Below are 16,576 nucleotides of genomic sequence, written 5' to 3'. Positions count from 1 at the left end.
ACGTCGCTGGTTTTTGTATTGTGATCGTACGCATTGGTGAATTCGAGACATCAAACCGCTGTCTTCTTGATACGCATCAGGCGCAACATTTGTTGCTTCGTTGACAGCCCCTCTTGTCACGCTCATTAAAAGGGCACCACGGGCAGCAATTAGAGGGTGGCAAAAATGAAAATTGCGATGATCGGCACAGGCTATGTCGGATTGGTTTCCGGAGTCTGTTTCTCCGATTTTGGGCATGAGGTTGTATGTGTTGACAAAGACCCTGCCAAAATTGAGATGCTCGAGCGTGGCGACGTTCCCATTTATGAACCTGGCTTACATGCGCTGATGGAAAAAAACGTTGAGGCTGGCCGTCTCAGCTTCACGCTGGATCTCGAGAAAGCCATGGACGGCGCCCAGGCGGTGTTTATTGCGGTTGGCACCCCAACACGTCGTGGCGATGGTCACGCAGATCTGTCCTATGTGATGGCGGCAGCTGAAGAAATTGCCCGCACTGCCACAGATTATTTGGTGATTGTCACCAAATCCACCGTGCCAGTGGGCACCAACCGCCAGGTCAAGCAAGTTGTGCGCAAAGCCAACCCGAGCTTGGATTTTGATGTGGCCAGCAATCCGGAATTCTTGCGTGAAGGCGCCGCCATTGAAGATTTTATGAAACCGGATCGTGTTGTGATTGGCGTGCACAATGACCGCGCTGGTGAAGTTATGAATGACATCTATCGCCCGCTCTATTTGCGGGACTTCCCAATCGTCACAACTGATTTGGAAAGCGCGGAGATGATCAAATACGCCGCCAATGCTTTCCTGGCCACCAAGATCACGTTCATCAACGAAATTGCCGCCCTGTGTGAGCGTGTTGGCGCGGATGTGAAGCAGGTCTCCAAAGGCATGGGCATGGATGGTCGCATCGGGAATAAGTTTCTGCATGCCGGTCCGGGATATGGCGGCTCTTGTTTTCCAAAAGATACCAAAGCGTTGGCCCGCATAGGTCAGGACAACGCCGTGCCGATGCAAATTACGGAAGCTGTCATCCAGGTCAACGAAGAGATCAAACGACGTATGGTGGATAAGTTGCTGGACATGTGCGGCGGCAGCTTCAACGGAAAAACTGTTGGTGTTCTGGGTGTCACTTTCAAACCGAACACAGATGATATGCGCGATGCGCCAAGTCTGACGGTCATTCCTGCGCTTGTTGGCGGGGGCGCCAAAGTGAAAGTGACAGACCCGCAGGGACGGCACGAAGGCGAGGCGCTCCTGCCCGGTGTGATCTGGGTGGAAGATGCATATAAGGCGGCGCAGAACGCCGATGTCTTGGTGATCATGACAGAGTGGAATGAGTTCCGGGCGTTGGACCTGAAGAAAATTGCCCGCAAAATGGCGACACCGCGCCTGGCAGATTTGCGCAATATCTATTCTGTCCGGGATGCCAAACGGGCTGGCTTTGAAGCGTATGACAGCATTGGACGGGCCGGGTTTTCACGCGTGGATGATTGACCACACACCGCCGCCAATGGATCCCGTAGCCGGAAAGGCGACATCTTATGACTTGGAAAACGCTGTCGACAAAAAGCCTGCTCAATCGGCCGCCTTTTGTGGAAGTGCAGCAAGAGCAAGTTGAGATCAAACCTGGGCATGTGGTGGATGACTTCTATCAGATACGGTTGATGGATTTTGCGGTGGTTATTCCATTTTTGGAGGATGGGCGCGTGGAAATGATCCGGCAGTACAAACATGGCCCGGCCCGCGAAGTCTTGGGGTTTCCGGCTGGGCATGTGGATCCAGGCGAAAATCCTGAAACTGCCGCACGGCGCGAGCTCTTGGAGGAAACAGGGCTGAAGGCGGACTCGTTGGTGCAACTGGGTTCGTTTGTGGATCATGGCAATCAACGTGTGTGTCAGGGACATTACTTTGTCGCGCCTCTCTGCCATCGTGTCACAGAGCCCAACCCAGGGGATTTGGAAGAGTTTGCTTACGAAGCGCTGTTGCCCAGTCAAATTGAGGCGGCAATCCTGTCGGGTGAAGTTGGCGTGATGCACCACGTTGCAGCTTGGGGGCTGTGGAAACTACACTCGCAAGCCTAGTTAGAGACTGTTTTGGCGTGAATTGCTCCCCGCTTGCGCCTGAGCCCCATTGGGCGCTCTGTAATCGCGCGTAGCGATGTTGTCACACTTAGGTGCCACACGGCGTACTGCCTGTGGAAAACTGTGTGGAAAAGAGTGCAATCTGTCGGCACATCCGCTATAAAGCCCCAAAGAGGCAAGGCGGCTTAGGTTCGATCAACGGATCAGGCGACAGCCCGTGACAAGAGAGCAGGTCATGAAACTATTTGCACGCCTAAGCCCGTGTCGGGCTGTGGCATCGGCGATGGTCGGTGTGGTTGTCAGTGTTTTTGCATGTTTTACTATTGGGGTTGGCACGGCCCAAGCGCAGGTTTCACTTGATCTGCGCGATGCTGATCTGCGTAGTTTTGTCGAGATCGTGTCAGAGAACACCGGCCGCAGCTTTGTCGTGGACCCAGCTGTTCGGGGCAATGTGACCGTCCTGGCACCCAATCAACTTACTGCGGATGAGTTGTATGAGGTCTTTCTGTCTGTTCTGGAACTCAATCGCCTGACTGTCATCGAAGGTGCTGGCGCGGACCGTATTGTGCAAATGAACACTGCCCGAGAGTTGTCGTCTGGCGATGCATCGGGCGTGTCTTCGGGTTATGAAACCCGCGTTATTCCTGTGCGCCACGTGCCGTTGCAGGAGGTAATAGAGGTTGTGCGTCCTCTTCTGCCTTCAGAGGCGGTGATCACCCCAGTGCCAGGCGCAAATTTGCTCATTCTGTCGGACCGTGGCGCAAACCATGCCCGTATCACGCGCTTGATCAAACGGCTGGATCAACCTCGTCAAGCGGACCCAATCGAGATGATTCAACTGCAAAACGCGCAAGCTGGAGATGTTATGCAAGTGGTGCAGTCCATGGGTATTGTGCCCGATGGGGCCTCAGTAAGCATCGATCGTCGCTCCAATGCGCTTCTGGTGTCTGGTCCTGATGAAATGCGCCAGCGGGTACGGCTTTTGGCCAGCCGGCTTGATACCCAGCGCGAAAGCGTAAGCAGCCGGACAATCGCTTTGAACTACGCTGACGCTGCTGCAATTGCCGATGTTGTTTTGCGAACCGTAAATGCCAGCGGGGACGCCGCGCAGGCAAAAGTGCGGATTGTGCCAGAACCTCAGACCAACACGTTGTTGGTTTTTGCGCCACAAGACCGGATGTCTGAAATTGTCCGGATCGTGAAGTATCTGGATCAACGCCCCACTCAAGTCCTTGTTGAAGCTGTCATTTTTGAGATGACCGTGGACGGGTTTTCGGACCTTTCTGTTCAATTTGCGGCCGTTCTCAATGATGCACTGGTGGGGGGCGTCCAGTTTGCGCTCCCGGGACGCACCAGCCTGATCAATCTGGTGTCTGCTGTGTCAAATGGCAACGCGCCAGATCTGGGGCCTGCCGGCGTATTGGGTGGCAGCACCTACAATTCGAGCACTGGCAACGGCATTGCTGGATTGATCACGGCCATTGCCTCGGTCAACTCAACGCGCCTGCTATCAACGCCATCGATTTTGACACTCAACAATCAAGAAGCAGAGATTGTTGTTGCCCAAAACGTGCCCTTTGTTACCGGCAGTTACACCTCCACGGGTGATGGCTCAAACCCAGAAAACCCATTTCAGACCATCGAGCGTCAAGACGTGGGGTTGACCCTCAACGTCACACCTCAGATCAACGCCGACCGCACTGTGCGCATGGTGATCAAGCAGGAGGTGTCCAACCTTACCAACTCAACGTCCACTTCCGGCGGAGAAATCACCGCCCGCCGCGCGTTGTCGACCACCGCATTGGTGCGCGATGGCAACGTGATTATGTTGGGTGGTTTGCTTGAAGATGGGTCTGGCGCGGTCAATCAGCGTGTGCCTGGAATCTCCAATTTGCCCGTTGTGGGAGGCCTGTTCCGCGGTAAGAACTCCACCAAAAACCAGCGCGTTCTGCTGGTGTTGCTCCGCCCACAGGTTGTCTCCAATGACGCCGAGGCGCGCCGCATCACCAAAAACCTGACGGACAAAGCCTATGCAACCAGTGCTTCCATTCAGCCGCTGGATGAGGGAGGCTATCCACGGGCTGATCAACGCCTGCTGCCTTATGACGGGGCGGACCTGAACCAACCTTTTGATGCTGGATTTATCGATGCGCTTGCGCAAAGCCGGAATTTCCCACCGCTTCCGAGCCGCCTGCGGTTCAACGGCAACTGACCTAGGCGTGTGCATGCGTGTGATGGTGGGGTCGGAGCAAGACTATTATGGGTGATCCTCTCAACCGCCTGCCGTTTACCTTTGCCCGTGACAATCAAGTGCTCTTGAACGGCACCCATGTGTCTGCGGGGCCCACCGTGACCGCGGTGGGGCTGCGCGAAGCACAAAGACGTGCGGGTCTCACAGATGTGATCTTCACTCAGCTGTCCCAGCCGGAGTTTGAGGCCCAGTTGGCAAAACTCTACGACGGCTCAGACACTGGTCAAGACGCCACAAACGACCAAGAGTTGAGTTTTGATCTCGAAGAAGCGGCCTTTGCCTCGCGTCAGCGTGATTTGCTGGACGAGCCAGGGGATGCCCCGGTGATTCAGTTGGTCAACCGGTTGCTGCGCAAAGCGGTGCTGGCCAATGCATCGGACCTGCATGTGGAGCCGCACGAGTACGGCCTTCGGGTGCGGATGCGGGTAGATGGCTTTTTGCAGGAAGTAATGGACCGCGCCGATGTGCCGGTAAAACGTATTGTGTCGCGCCTCAAGGTCATGGCCGGTTTGGACATATCCGAAACACGCCTGCCGCAAGACGGGCGTATCGCGCTCTCTTTGGGGGGGCGTATGATCGACACCCGCGTGTCCTCGCTGCCCGGTCACTATGGCGAACGCATCGTGCTGCGTATTCTGGATCGTTCCGCCGGGCTGATGCCTCTTATGGATCTTGGTTTGTCCGAGGCGCAGCAGGCATTGTTGCAGCGACTTGCCTCTCTGCCAAATGGCATCATTTTGGCGACGGGCCCTACTGGGGCTGGCAAAACCACCACGCTTTACTCCCTGCTGCAACTGGCGGACCGGGACGAGCACAATATCGTCACCGTCGAAGATCCGATTGAATATGATCTGCCCGGCGTGAGCCAATCTCAGATCAACGCAGACATCGGTATGACCTTTGCTGCGGGTTTGCGGGCCACGTTGCGCCAAGACCCAGACGTTATTCTTGTTGGCGAGATCCGCGATCCGGAAACTGCTTCAACCGCCGCGCAAGCAGCCCTCACCGGGCATTTGGTGTTTTCCTCTCTGCACGCAAATAGCTCCGTTGGTGCCATTGTCCGCTTGCGTGATTTGGGTGTGGATAACTTTCTCATCGCCGCCACTTTACGCGGTGTGATTGCGCAGCGTCTTCTGCGCCGTTTGTGCCAAAACTGTTGTGCCGAACACCTGCCGACAAGTGAAGAAACATCCCATTTCACCCGCCACGGTTTGCCAATCCCTGAAAAGCTCTTTGAACCAGTAGGTTGCGAGGCCTGTTCCGGAACGGGCCATGCTGGTCGGATGGGTATCTTTGAGATGGTAGAAATTGGCGAAACACTCCGGGCAGCGATTGATCGTGGGGCAACGGAAACTGAAATGGCCTCCATGTCGCTGTCAGCTGGGGAAACCCTGATTGGTCAGGGCTTGATGGCGGCTACCGCAGGCAATGTGAGCTTGACTGAAACACTGCGTGTTGTTGGAGACGTGGCGTGAAGGCCTACGCCTATACCGCCTATACCGGCAGCGGTCGGCGCAAAACAGGCACTATTGTTGCCGAAACCGAGGCAGATGTTGCCGCGCAACTGGCGCAGCAGGACCTCTTTGTCTCCGAGGTTCGAGAGACCACTACGCAGCTTCCCAAGGGCAACGTGCGTCTTTCACGTCGGTCGCGTCTCAATGCGGATCTGCAATCGGTGTTCACCCGACAAATGGCGGTATTACTTGGCGCAGAACTCACCGCAGAAGCTGCGTTGGAGGCGGTTCGAAGTGAAAGCCAAACTGCGCTGGATACCGTTGCCGCGCAAGCGCGCGCCTCACTTATGGAGGGCGCCACCCTGTCAGATGCCCTCGCTGAAACTGGTGCAGGTTTTCCACCCTATTATTTAGCCGCGCTCAGAGCGGGTGAAGATGCCGGTGAATTGGCAACCGTGTTTCAAGAGTTGGCGGATCACCTGGAGCAACTCGGCACGGAAAAGGCAGACATTGCCACCGCCCTGATCTACCCAGGTTTTGTCGCTGCCGTGGCACTCTTGGTCTGTGGCATCCTGATGACCAGCGTTGCCCCCGAAATTGTCTCCATGTTTGAACTCTCAGGGCGCCCACTACCGCCACTCACGCTGTACGTGCTTTCAATCAGCGATTGGATACAGGCCAATGCACTCCCCATTGCCGTGATCTTGGGTCTGCTTGTCGGTTTGGCTGTGCTTACGCCGCGTGTCCCTGCCTTGCGCGATCTGCGGGACCGGACACTTCTGCGTTTGCCTGTGACAGGACGCCTCCTGCGACTGTCCGCCGCCGTGCAATACATGCGCACATTGGCCTTGGTGCTCGGCGCGCGCCACGCAGTCCTTAGCGCTGCGGTCAACGCCAAAGACGTCCTGGTGGTGGCACAGTTTGAAAGCGAGGGTGACGCGGTTGCAACGGCTGTGCGACAAGGTGAAAGCCTCTCGTCCGCCCTGGCCCAGTTGTCCTTTTTGCCCCCCGTCGCGCGTCAATTGATTGCCGCTGGCGAAGCCTCCGCTCGCCTTGCCCGCATGACGGATCGTGCGGCCACGCTGGTGGAACACCGCCTTACAACGGAGCGCAAGCGCATCGCCGCGCTGCTGGAGCCATTGCTCATGATGCTGGTTGGCGCCTTGGTGCTCACAATTGTGCTTGCCGTATTGCTGCCGATCTTCGATTTGCAAGCGGTGGTCGCTGGTTAAAAAACCCCAACAGAACCTATTCGGGGAAAGCCATCAATTCGGGGTCATCTTCGTCCCGAGACACCCAAAGCCCCTGCGCGTCAATAATGGCAACACGCACGTTTGGCTCCAACATATCGCCAACGCGCAACAGGCGATCCCCCGTAGGATGGCCGACAATGGCCCAGGACGACGCCCCATCCCGTACCATGCCTTTCAAAGTGTATCCGAGGCTGGACAAAGGCGGTTTAGCCGCTTTTGGAGGTTGCGGCTCTTCTTTTGGCTGAGACAACGCTGCTTGAGGAGTTGGAGGCTGGCGTTCGCCAAACAAAGCGGTCCATCGGCGCGGTTGCCGGGCAGTTTGTGGTGGCGTTGCTTCCTCGGAAAGCGCCGCATTGTTTGGCAACGTAAGCGGATCTTGCGACGCGCGCAGTTCCTCGGCAAGTTGCCACCCTGCCCAGGCAGCACCCCCAAGACACACCAACGTGCAGAATCCAGCGATTAGTCGCATAAATGCCCACCCTCCCTTGACCAAACCGCTGCAAGATAGACGCAGGGTCGCGATTATGCTAAGCTATTACAAATAAGAAAAAACGACAATCTTGAGCAGGTACAAACCATGTCTTCCATTCTCCGAACCGGTCTCGCCGGTCTGGTGTTTATTGGGGTAGGCAGTTGCGGCGATGAAATGGTGTCGCGCAACAGCTTTGAAAGCCAATACGCCGTGGCCAGAAACGCGCTTGAAGGCGGGCAATATGACCGCGCGCGCCGCAGCTATCAGAAAATGTTACAGCAGGCAGGCCCACTCGCCCCGCGTTTGCAACTTGAATATGCGCATACTGAGCTGCGGGCAGGCAACTTCGAACAAGCCGCAAAAATCGCCTCTGCATTGGCCGGCAGCCAAACCGGCTTGGCGCGTAGCGCTGCCTTGTCGGTACAGGGCACTGCACAACATGAGTTGGGCATGAAACAGCTTTCCGAAGGCAACACCGCCGCTGGTCGTCAAAACCTCAGTGCCGCAAATGCCGCTCTTGAGGAGGTGCTCAAATCAAACCCTGATTTGGATCCTCTTGGTGCGATGGCGGGACGCCAAGCCAAAATTTCTTCGCGGCTAAAACGTCTCTAACTATACCCAAAACGCCTATTTCTTAGGTGGTCGAAGATCGAGCCAGGTGGACACCACGCCTGGCTCATTCGTTGCTTCAAGCCGGAACGCGACGATGTCGTAACCCCATTCAGGATGTGTCGATCTGAGCCAAGATGCCAGTTTGAGAAAATCCACGCGCTCAAACTGAAGTTCGATTCCATCTTCGCCATCCGCGTCCAACACAGTGACGGACTGGCGCAGTTGCGCCTTTATCAATCCCTGTTCGATCCCGCCGGATCCAATGGGGTTTCCAATCTCAGTTTGAGGTGCGGTTTGGGACAAAACCGTCTGTTCTCTGGCTTGGCTGGACACCCAGCGCTGCAGTGCCACAGCTTCCTTTTGCGCCAGTTCAGCAGCGTTTCTTTGATCCTGAAGCGGAAGGATCAGTCCAAAAATCACGGCCAAAGGCACCACAATGACACCCATACTGGCCAACAACATCCGCTCCCGGCGGGTCAGCTGCAGTAGAAAATCCAAGAACCGGCCCCTCATTGGTTTGGCTCCTTGGGCGAAATCCGAATTTCAGTGCGGACACCAACCTGTCCATCGCTGACCCGGCTTTCTTCCAATTCGGCACTCATGTGGTCGGTTTGTAGCGCCGCCGTCAGCCGTTCGGCACTGCCAAAATCCGGCATCCGCACAACAATTAGAAGCCCGTTGTCCCTTGTGTAGCTGACCATCTCTGGCACGGAATCTGCGGCGTCCAGCACAGCACCAACCTCTGCGGTTAGGTCCAAAACGTCCAGCGTTGCGCCTCCGCCAGCATGGGATTGCCGCAAATCTAACAGCACGCGGCTGACTTGGGATCGCACATCCAAAATGGGCCCGGTCGGTACAAAGTGCTCTTTGACAATCTCTTGGGTCTGGACGCTGATTTTGGCGGTCTGGTCTTCAATGCGCCCAATGGCAACAAGTTGACTGACGATCCACAAAGTGACACCCAACGCAGCGGCTAAAACTGTCCATCTCCAAGGCAAAACCTGTTGTGCCAATCGTGTCCGTGCCGCCATTGGGTCCGTGCGCAGATCACAAGCCAACTCGCCGTGTGTCAAAACCGAAGGATGGTCTACGTCCAACTCTTTTAGCAAATCTGGATCGGTGACAACTGGCACATCCCGCGCGCTCATCAAGGCGTCAATGTTCGTGAGGCTTTCGCCTTGCCAAAGCACCGCCTTGGGTTTGGAGCCGTTGTTTAACGCCTGTGACACCACGGCCTCAGCCATTTCGATAGATGTGCTGGCCCCATCGCTTGGACCAAACCGCATCATGACAATGGTAGTCTCGCCCACCTTGACTTGTGAAAACGTCCAAAGACCTTCTGATGTTGGCAAGGACAGGTAGTCCGGAAGCACCGCGCGGCAGTCATAGCCCCGCCACTCAGCCATTTGGGCGTGATCTGCAACAAACACACGGGACCAATCTTCTCCCTTGGTGCCAAGGACACAGGGCCGCATCTGCACCGTGTCATTCAGACCCATTCGGTCAGTCAACTGCCGTTGTGCGACCTGTTCTCTTGCTTGTCCACGCAACGACTTGGGGAGGTCCAGCTGGATCAGTGGCACAGCATGACCAGGCGCCAATACAATATGTCGGGCAGTCTGCGTTCCGTCACCCGCCCGCGCAAAAACTGCGGAGGACTCTCCGGTCTTCGCAGGGTTGGCAGTTTTTGCGACTTGTAGCACCGGCGCTCCTGTCAAATTCACATATCAGCAAAATGCAGACCTCTGGCACAGAGTGCAATCCTGCTTTTGTTTCATGGCCTTGTCGTGATCCGCCAGTGGGTCGTTACACCAACTGGAAAGCTTTGTCTCTGAAACACAACGCTGCGCTGGGCGAAGTGGCCGTCAATAGAAGCTGATATCTCTGCCCGAAACCATTGCGACCCGACTGATAAATGCTCTGGCAACAATAGGGGCGGCGGCCCGTCTGGATTATCTGCATCCGCGATCGAAACACCAACCGCAGCCAAAAAAGCATCTACAGATGAAAACGGTTGAGCTGTGCGGTCACGAAAAACTTGGTTGTAGGCGGCGGCAGACAGGTTTGGCAAAAACGCGCGCAACACTTCCTCTGACACCGTGTTGACGTTCAAGGTGCTGTCCCCGGGAAGCGCTGCCACAAAAGGCAGCAACCGCGCCAAGTGTTGCTCTGAAATCCCGGGTACATGGGCCAACTGATCCGCCATCAGCATTGGTCCAGAAACAGGCGCCTCAGCGGGGGTTTTTCTATGCCAGGTGGCTGGGTCAGTGGGACCATCCACGCTCAGAAGTACTTGTATCTGCTGAGCGGTCCGCTGCGGTACGCCTTGTTGTGTTAACAGGCGCTCAAACGCTTGATGGGCTGTCTCATAGTCCGGATTGGACAGCCAGTTCAGGTTAAACAGTCCCTGTTGATCCACTGTACGCCCGGTCACACGGCCTCGTCCCAAAGGCATGTCGATTACCGGATTGGCCCAGCTTTCACCGTTGTGATCAACCGCGCCTGTGTCCCGTTCCAATAGAGTTTTGGCAAGCGCTTCATACGCATCCAGATTCAAAGACACCTGTGCTGCCGTCAGGCCTGCGTCCAGTCGGATGCGGCCCGCATCTGCCCGCGCCAAAAGAAAAACCGCCACCGCGGACAATGCCGCCACCAGCACCAGAGCATTTACCAGCACATAGCCGCTTTCAGTGCTCTGATGCCCGCTCATTTCAGCGACTCCAACAGCACCAATTCACCGTGTTTCTCTGTGACCAGCGTGATCTCCACCCCGTCTGGCAGGCCGCTGGAATAGGCAACCGTGGCATTTGAGCCGCTGTCTTCGTCTTGGTTGGGCGCGCTTTGCACTGCTTGCAACGGCGGACGCAGACCGTTGACCCAGCCAAGTTCCCCCCAATAACTACGCATTCTTATGCTTATTACGCCGTTCAACACGGGGACTTCCGGGCCAAGCGCCGTGCTGTTGAGTGGAGTGAGTGTCGACCATCTTTGCCGAGAGAACAGACCCGAACGTGGCTGAATTCGCCAAGATACCCGATGGAAAACTGGCTGTAGCCGCCCAGATGTTTGCAACGTTGGCTGTCCACCAACCGATACGGAAAACCCTTGGGTGTCTTCGATGAGAGCGGACAGTATCGGCCCGTTGTCGGGCGAAAAGAACGGCATTGGAACCGCCGAAGACATATCTCGTCGCAAAAGACTGATCGCTTGTGCCAGATCAGCGGACGCCTCACTACGGGCGTGCAAGTTATCGCGCAACCGCAACATGCCAGACAGGCCTTGCGCCCCCATGATCGCCACCAAAGCAAACAGCGCCATGGCCACCACAAGCTCGATCAAGCTAAGCCCGCGATCCCTATGCGCGGAGTTGGTCGGAGTCGGTAAATGGCGCATCACAACCCGCCTTTCAGGTAAGCGTTCAATTGCGCTCCCTCACCGGATTGACCTCTTGCTGTCACTTGGACGCGGACCAACCCCGCTTCGGTAACAGCAACATCTTCTTCAATCGCAAAATCCTGTGCACCCATCAAAACCGTGGCAGGCAAGGGCACCGAAGTCCCATATAACTTGCGCTCTTCTATCCGATTGTGCGCCACAATACGTGCCAGTAATCGGGGCGTCTCTCCCCCAATGGCCACGCGCGATTGATCTGCCGTACGGGTGGCGGCAATGGTGCCTATCGCGAGCACAAAAATCGCGATGGCCAGCTCAATCAGCGTCAGACCCGAATCTTCTGGCGATCTTTGATGTCTGATCACTTGCATGTCAGCCCCAGAAAGCCGTCTGATTGGCATCGGCTCATGTCGCCTTTTCTGCTGAATACAATGGAGAATGGGGTGGTCTCTCCACTGGCCAAAAACTCCACATCGGGTGCATTGGAAGCCGTTGGAGGCACTGTGGCTGTCACCTTGCCGCGCCACGCCAAAACCTGTTCTGAAATCCGCCAGCCTTGCGGGGTTTGCATGGCCACTTGCAGGCCCTTGGTTGTTATCTGCAAGCCTCGGCTTTGTCCGCTGGTGATGGCCAGCTCTTTCAAACTGTCAAAGTTACGCTGAAACAGAGCCTGATCTTGAGGTGTGCCAGATTGCATTCGACCAATGGATAAGCTTGCGCCCACGGCCAAAACAGCCATGATCGCCACGGCAATCAGAAGCTCGATCAATGAGAAACCGGCAGAATTGTCTGAGGTTATTGCGCGGCCCATGACCCGATATCCGCGTCCGCCCCTGTGCCACCGGAGACAGCGTTTGCGCCATAGCTGAACACATCAAAATCACCGTGCACACCGGGTGACAAATATTGGTATGGTTGCCCCCATGGATCGATCGGCAGACGGTCCATATACCCGTTGGTGGCCCAATTTGTTGGGATGGGATCACTGGTTGGCCGTGTGACCAATGCGTTGAGCCCCTGTTCCGTTGTTGGGTAGCGGAAATTGTCGAGCCGGTACAAATTCACGGCGCTGACAACCGCAGCGATGTCAGTCTGGGCGCGTGCGGCCCGGGCTTGGTCCGGGCGGTCAATCACGCGCGGTACAATCACCAGTGCCAAAACCGAAAGGATCACAACTACAACCATCAATTCCAGCAGGGAAAACCCGGCGTCGTTCTTGGATTGTTCGGTATTTGCGGAAGAAGTGGGTGACATTAACTGGCTCGCTCTGTTCGGAGGCCATGGTAATGGCAGCCGGGACGGTTTGTCCATTCTCCCCATACGCGAGCCTGTCACAGGCAAGCAATGGACAATACAACCTGAAGCGCGCAAAACTGAGTTGTCCAAACTGTCTGAGCTTGCCTGTGACCGATCCAACCTCTTTGTTTCTTTTGCTTGTCAGCCCGGCCATTGGCTCATTTCTTGGCGTTTTGGTGGATCGACTCCCGCGCGGCGAAAATGTGGTGTCCCGCCGATCCTTCTGCCGCTCCTGTGGGGAACAACTGAACATCGGCGACCTCGTGCCCGTTTTGAGCTTTGTTTGGTCAAAAGGGCGGTGTCGCCATTGTGACAGCAGCATTCCCCCCTGGGTACTCTACTTGGAAATCTCAGCGATTGCAGTGGCTGGGTTCGCCGTTATTGCCAGCGACACCGAGGCCACCATGCTGCTCACGGCGGTTTTTCTCTGGCTCCTTTTGGGTTTGGCGGTATCGGACCTACTCTGGATGCGTCTGCCAGATCTCCTAACCGTGCTTCTGTTTGTTTTTGGGTTGATTGCGTCAATGGGTCCGGGCGGATCAGGGGTGGAGATGGCCTTGCTGGGTGCGGCGTTGGGTGCCGGCAGCTTCTTGGTGCTGCGCATCATCTACCACGCTCTGCGGGGGGGGGAGGGCTTGGGGTTGGGCGACGTCAAATTGATGGCGGGACTCGGGGCTTTTGCGGGGCCATTTGATCTACCCCTTCTGGTTTTCGGCGGGGCCCTTTTGGGCATCTTGTGGGGGGCGATCCGGCACCGGCGCGGTGACAACCTCGGCCAACAGTCCATTCCTTTTGGTACGGCCCTTTGTCTTGCTGCCGTGCTTCTGTGGTTGGGCCGTGTAACGGGATTGCTGAACTAGCGCCGCGAAGCTAGGGTGCAAAGGGCGTTCTCAGCCGCGGCAACCCATTGGTCGCGAAGACACTAATCTGGATGGCCATATGCATTTCCCGCTCCGCGTTTTCCCCCCTTTGCTGCTTAGTTTTGCAATGATGACACCTGCAGCAATGTCTCAGCAGGCGCCTACCTTCAAGCCCGTTGCCAACGATGCGGAGGTGTCAGCGGGCGAGCAAGCTGCGCCACGCCCCTCAATGGCGGAAATCGAGGCGGCATGGGCGGATAAAAACTATGCCTTTGTGCGTGACGGCTTGCGCAGGCATGTGGAAGAAACAGACCAACCTTTGGTCCAATTCCGCTATGGTCGCGTTCTCTTGGAAGCGTTGGGCGGGCCGCGAGACCTGGAGGGCGCCGTATTTTGGCTGGAAAAGGCAGCGGCACAGAGATTTGTTGCTGCGGAAAACCTATTGGCACGTCTGTATCTTTCGGCGCCACAAGATGGTGATCTTTATCAGCCTGAACGCGCGATTAAGCTATTTGCCAGTGCGGCGGCGCGTGGTGTTTCGGAGTCCCAATATTACATGGGGCTTATCCACCGGGACGGCATTGCCGTTGAAACCAACTATGAAACTGCGTTCAATTGGCTTTTGGCCGCCGCAGAGCAGGATCATCAAGAAGCGCAATTTGCGATCAGCCGCGCATACTCACGTGGCCAAGGCGTTGCAAAAGACACAGACGCGGCTGTGCACTGGCTGACGCTCGCCGCAGAGAATGGTCACACCTCCGCACAGTTCAATCTCGCGCGGGCCTATGACGAAGGGCGTGGTGTGCCTTTGGACCGTGACCAGTCTTTGGTGTGGTTGAAACACGCTGCGGAAGCTGGACACGTTCTGTCGCAACGCGCACTTGGGCGACGTTATCTGACCGGTGATGAGGTTGCGGCGAACCCAACTGAAGCCATGACGTGGCTTTCAACCGCAGCCAAGCGTGGCGATGCGGTGGCCATGACCCTTCTCGGAGACGCTTTTGGCGGCGGCTACGGCATTGCCAAAGATCCCGAAAACGCATGGGCATGGTACAACCAAGCTTCTAACAGTGAGTATGGTCGTGCCACAGCTGAGATTGCCGGGATGCTTGTGCTCGGGGACGGTCGGCCAGTTGACCTGGAAGCTGCTTTGAAAACATATCGGACTGCGCTCGATCAGGGGTACACCCCCGCTCAAGTTGCGTTGGGACAGATGGCAGGCAGTGGCAAACTTGATGGTTTGGTGGCCCCTCACACCGTTGTGCCCTGGGCGGTTGCCGCCTCTGCTGAGGGAGACAATGCGGCGCGGGATTGGTTGAAAAAACAGGCGGAAAATGGCATTCGCCCTGCGCAAACGGCATGGGCAATTTGGCTGACGGAGCAAGACAACGTGCCTCAAGACGCGGTTCCCTTTTTTGAACAGGCCGCGCAAGCTGGGGATGTTGAGGCACAATTTCGGCTGGGCCAAATGCTGACGCGTGGCGAAGGTGGCATCCAGGACTACGTGCTGGCTCACGCTTGGCTCAACATTGCGGCCACGGGAGGTCACTCAAAGGCAGCTGAACTGCGTGGCACAGTCACAGACTTGATGACCGCAGAACAAATTGCTGAAGCGCAGACCATGGCCCGCCAATTCTTTGAGGATGCGGCCAATCAATTGCCAATCGGTGCGTCTCAATGAGGCGGTGCAGTTTTCTTTTCTGTCTCAGTATAGTGTCCGCCGTTGCGGTTATGGGAACACCGGCTGTCTCGCAGTCGGGTGAGACGACCCTCACGGAAACCTCTAACGCTGGTCAGGAGTATACTCCGGAAGAGCAATATGACCTTGGCATGAGATTTCATGCCGGTGAAGGCGTGCTCCAAAACTTTGCAACCGCAGCAGCGTGGTTTGAACGCGCTGCACAACAAGGTCATGTGGCGGCTCAAAACCAATTGGGCCAATATCTCTTCACGGGATACGGCGGCAAGGCCGATCCGGAGGCAGGCCTGCTCTGGCTGGAAACCGCGGCCAAGTCTGGCGACCCTGATCACATGTTTGACTATGCAAGCGCCTTGGAAAGCGCGCCGGATATTCTGGCGGATATTGGTTTGGCGGCGCAAATATACGCCCGGGCCGCTGAGCAGGGGCATTTGGAGGCCATGGTGAGCCTTGGCGTCTTGTTTCAGAACGGCACCGGCGTGCCAAAAGATGTAGCGCGGGCAAAGCAGCTTTATGAACTTGCCGTTTCCGAAAACCATCCGCGCGCACAAAACAATCTTGGATTGCTTTTTGTGCGTGGCGAAGGTGTGTCGCAGGACTATGCGCGAGCCGCCGAACTTTTTGCCGCAGCAAGTGAGCAAGGGCTGGATGTGGCCAAGGCGAATTTGGGTGTCATGTATGAAAACGGCTTTGGTGTGCCTCTTGATGAGGCCAGAGCGGCAGAGCTTTACCGCGAAGGGGCTGGCCAAGCTACTCCCGCCGCCTCTGGTGTACCTCCAGGCCCTGTCTACGATCCGCGCTTGAGCCAACCTGATACAAGCGAAGCTGGACTAAAATTGCTCCGGGATCACGCCAACCTTGGTGATCCAATTGCCCAGTTTCAGCTTGGGTGGTTGATTTTGTCGCAATCCGAAAGGTCGCCAAACCATCAGATACAAGCAGCCACTCTTATGGAGGCCGCCGCTGAGGCTGGCATGGCGCCTGCAATGATCAACTTGGCAGGCCTGTTTGCGCGCGGAGAAGGCGTGCCTCAGGACTACGTGCTTGCGCATATGTGGCTGATCAGGGGCGCTCGGTTTGGCCACCCCGGTGACCCCGACCTAGCGCGATTTCTTGCCTCCCAAATGACGGTTGAGCAAGTCACCGAAGCTCAAGAACGCGCTCTGCAGTTCAAATGACGCCTGACTGAAAATGTTAACGCACGC

The 16,576-nt window shown here is 56.4% G+C and carries 17 protein-coding genes; 9 read left to right on the top strand and 8 right to left on the bottom strand.

The annotated features are described in order from the left end of the window. Positions 1-165: 165 nt before the first annotated feature. From QOL67_RS02990 to QOL67_RS02970, 5 genes are all read left to right on the top strand, one after another. Positions 166-1,494, top strand: a complete 1,329-nt coding sequence (locus QOL67_RS02990; protein ID WP_283424453.1) for a UDP-glucose dehydrogenase family protein — start codon at positions 166-168, stop codon at positions 1,492-1,494. 47 nt (positions 1,495-1,541) lie between these two features. Then, positions 1,542-2,081 carry an NUDIX hydrolase gene (locus QOL67_RS02985; protein ID WP_283424452.1) on the top strand — a complete coding sequence of 180 codons (540 nt, stop codon included), beginning with the start codon at positions 1,542-1,544 and terminating at the stop codon, positions 2,079-2,081. 235 nt (positions 2,082-2,316) lie between these two features. Further along, positions 2,317-4,293, top strand: a complete 1,977-nt coding sequence (locus tag QOL67_RS02980) for a secretin N-terminal domain-containing protein (RefSeq protein ID WP_283424451.1) — start codon at positions 2,317-2,319, stop codon at positions 4,291-4,293. A gap of 47 nt (positions 4,294-4,340) precedes the next feature. Further along, entirely contained in the window at positions 4,341-5,807 is a 1,467-nt protein-coding gene (locus QOL67_RS02975) for a GspE/PulE family protein (RefSeq protein ID WP_283424450.1), read from the top strand. Beyond that, positions 5,804-7,018, top strand: coding sequence for a type II secretion system F family protein (locus QOL67_RS02970; protein WP_283424449.1), 1,215 nt, complete (start codon positions 5,804-5,806; stop codon positions 7,016-7,018). Before QOL67_RS02975 ends, QOL67_RS02970 begins: the two co-directional genes overlap by 4 nt. A 16-nt stretch (positions 7,019-7,034) precedes the next feature. Here the strand turns inward: QOL67_RS02970 and QOL67_RS02965 are convergent, their stop codons facing one another. Further along, positions 7,035-7,508 carry a type II secretion system protein N gene (locus QOL67_RS02965; RefSeq protein ID WP_283424448.1) on the bottom strand — a complete coding sequence of 158 codons (474 nt, stop codon included), beginning with the start codon at positions 7,506-7,508 and terminating at the stop codon, positions 7,035-7,037. 108 nt (positions 7,509-7,616) lie between these two features. Here QOL67_RS02965 and QOL67_RS02960 point away from each other — a divergent pair, with 108 nt between their 5' ends. Beyond that, the gene (locus QOL67_RS02960; RefSeq protein ID WP_283424447.1) at positions 7,617-8,123 is read left to right on the top strand and encodes a tetratricopeptide repeat protein; all 507 of its coding nucleotides are present in this window, start codon (positions 7,617-7,619) and stop codon (positions 8,121-8,123) included. Positions 8,124-8,138: 15 nt separating this feature from the next. Here the strand turns inward: QOL67_RS02960 and QOL67_RS02955 are convergent, their stop codons facing one another. The 7 genes from QOL67_RS02955 to gspG all read right to left on the bottom strand — a co-directional run bounded on the left by QOL67_RS02955 (position 8,139) and on the right by gspG (position 12,770). After that, entirely contained in the window at positions 8,139-8,621 is a 483-nt protein-coding gene (locus QOL67_RS02955) for a type II secretion system protein M (RefSeq protein ID WP_283424446.1), read from the bottom strand. 11 nt (positions 8,622-8,632) lie between these two features. Then, complete coding sequence (gspL, locus tag QOL67_RS02950) at positions 8,633-9,826, bottom strand: type II secretion system protein GspL (RefSeq protein ID WP_283424445.1); 1,194 nt, start codon at positions 9,824-9,826, stop codon at positions 8,633-8,635. A 71-nt stretch (positions 9,827-9,897) separates the two neighbouring features. After that, on the bottom strand, positions 9,898-10,833 hold the full coding sequence (gene gspK / locus QOL67_RS02945; protein ID WP_283424444.1) for a type II secretion system minor pseudopilin GspK: 936 nt from the start codon (positions 10,831-10,833) through the stop codon (positions 9,898-9,900). Then, the gene (locus tag QOL67_RS02940) at positions 10,830-11,516 is read right to left on the bottom strand and encodes a type II secretion system protein GspJ (protein WP_283424443.1); all 687 of its coding nucleotides are present in this window, start codon (positions 11,514-11,516) and stop codon (positions 10,830-10,832) included. The genes gspK and QOL67_RS02940 overlap by 4 nt, the downstream gene beginning before the upstream one ends. Beyond that, entirely contained in the window at positions 11,516-11,887 is a 372-nt protein-coding gene (locus QOL67_RS02935) for a type IV pilus modification PilV family protein (RefSeq protein ID WP_283424442.1), read from the bottom strand. The genes QOL67_RS02940 and QOL67_RS02935 overlap by 1 nt, the downstream gene beginning before the upstream one ends. Next, positions 11,878-12,327: a prepilin-type N-terminal cleavage/methylation domain-containing protein gene (locus QOL67_RS02930; protein ID WP_283424441.1), complete on the bottom strand. Its 450-nt coding sequence runs from the start codon at positions 12,325-12,327 to the stop codon at positions 11,878-11,880. The genes QOL67_RS02935 and QOL67_RS02930 overlap by 10 nt, the downstream gene beginning before the upstream one ends. After that, positions 12,312-12,770, bottom strand: a complete 459-nt coding sequence (gspG, locus tag QOL67_RS02925) for a type II secretion system major pseudopilin GspG (RefSeq protein WP_283424440.1) — start codon at positions 12,768-12,770, stop codon at positions 12,312-12,314. Before gspG ends, QOL67_RS02930 begins: the two co-directional genes overlap by 16 nt. 149 nt (positions 12,771-12,919) lie before the next feature. On the opposite strand from gspG, the gene QOL67_RS02920 reads away from it, so the two are divergent. From QOL67_RS02920 to QOL67_RS02910, 3 genes are all read left to right on the top strand, one after another. Further along, a complete protein-coding gene (locus QOL67_RS02920) occupies positions 12,920-13,672 on the top strand; it encodes a prepilin peptidase (RefSeq protein WP_283424439.1) in 753 nt (250 codons plus the stop codon). A gap of 79 nt (positions 13,673-13,751) precedes the next feature. Continuing rightward, a complete protein-coding gene (locus tag QOL67_RS02915; RefSeq protein WP_283424438.1) occupies positions 13,752-15,353 on the top strand; it encodes a tetratricopeptide repeat protein in 1,602 nt (533 codons plus the stop codon). Next, on the top strand, positions 15,350-16,549 hold the full coding sequence (locus tag QOL67_RS02910; RefSeq protein ID WP_346770595.1) for an SEL1-like repeat protein: 1,200 nt from the start codon (positions 15,350-15,352) through the stop codon (positions 16,547-16,549). Before QOL67_RS02915 ends, QOL67_RS02910 begins: the two co-directional genes overlap by 4 nt. Positions 16,550-16,576 lie beyond the last annotated feature (27 nt).

The sequence above is a fragment of the Shimia sagamensis genome (assembly GCF_900182745.1).
Classification (GTDB): Bacteria; Pseudomonadota; Alphaproteobacteria; order Rhodobacterales; family Rhodobacteraceae; genus Shimia; species Shimia sagamensis.
This window is presented reverse-complemented; position numbering and strand designations above follow the sequence as displayed.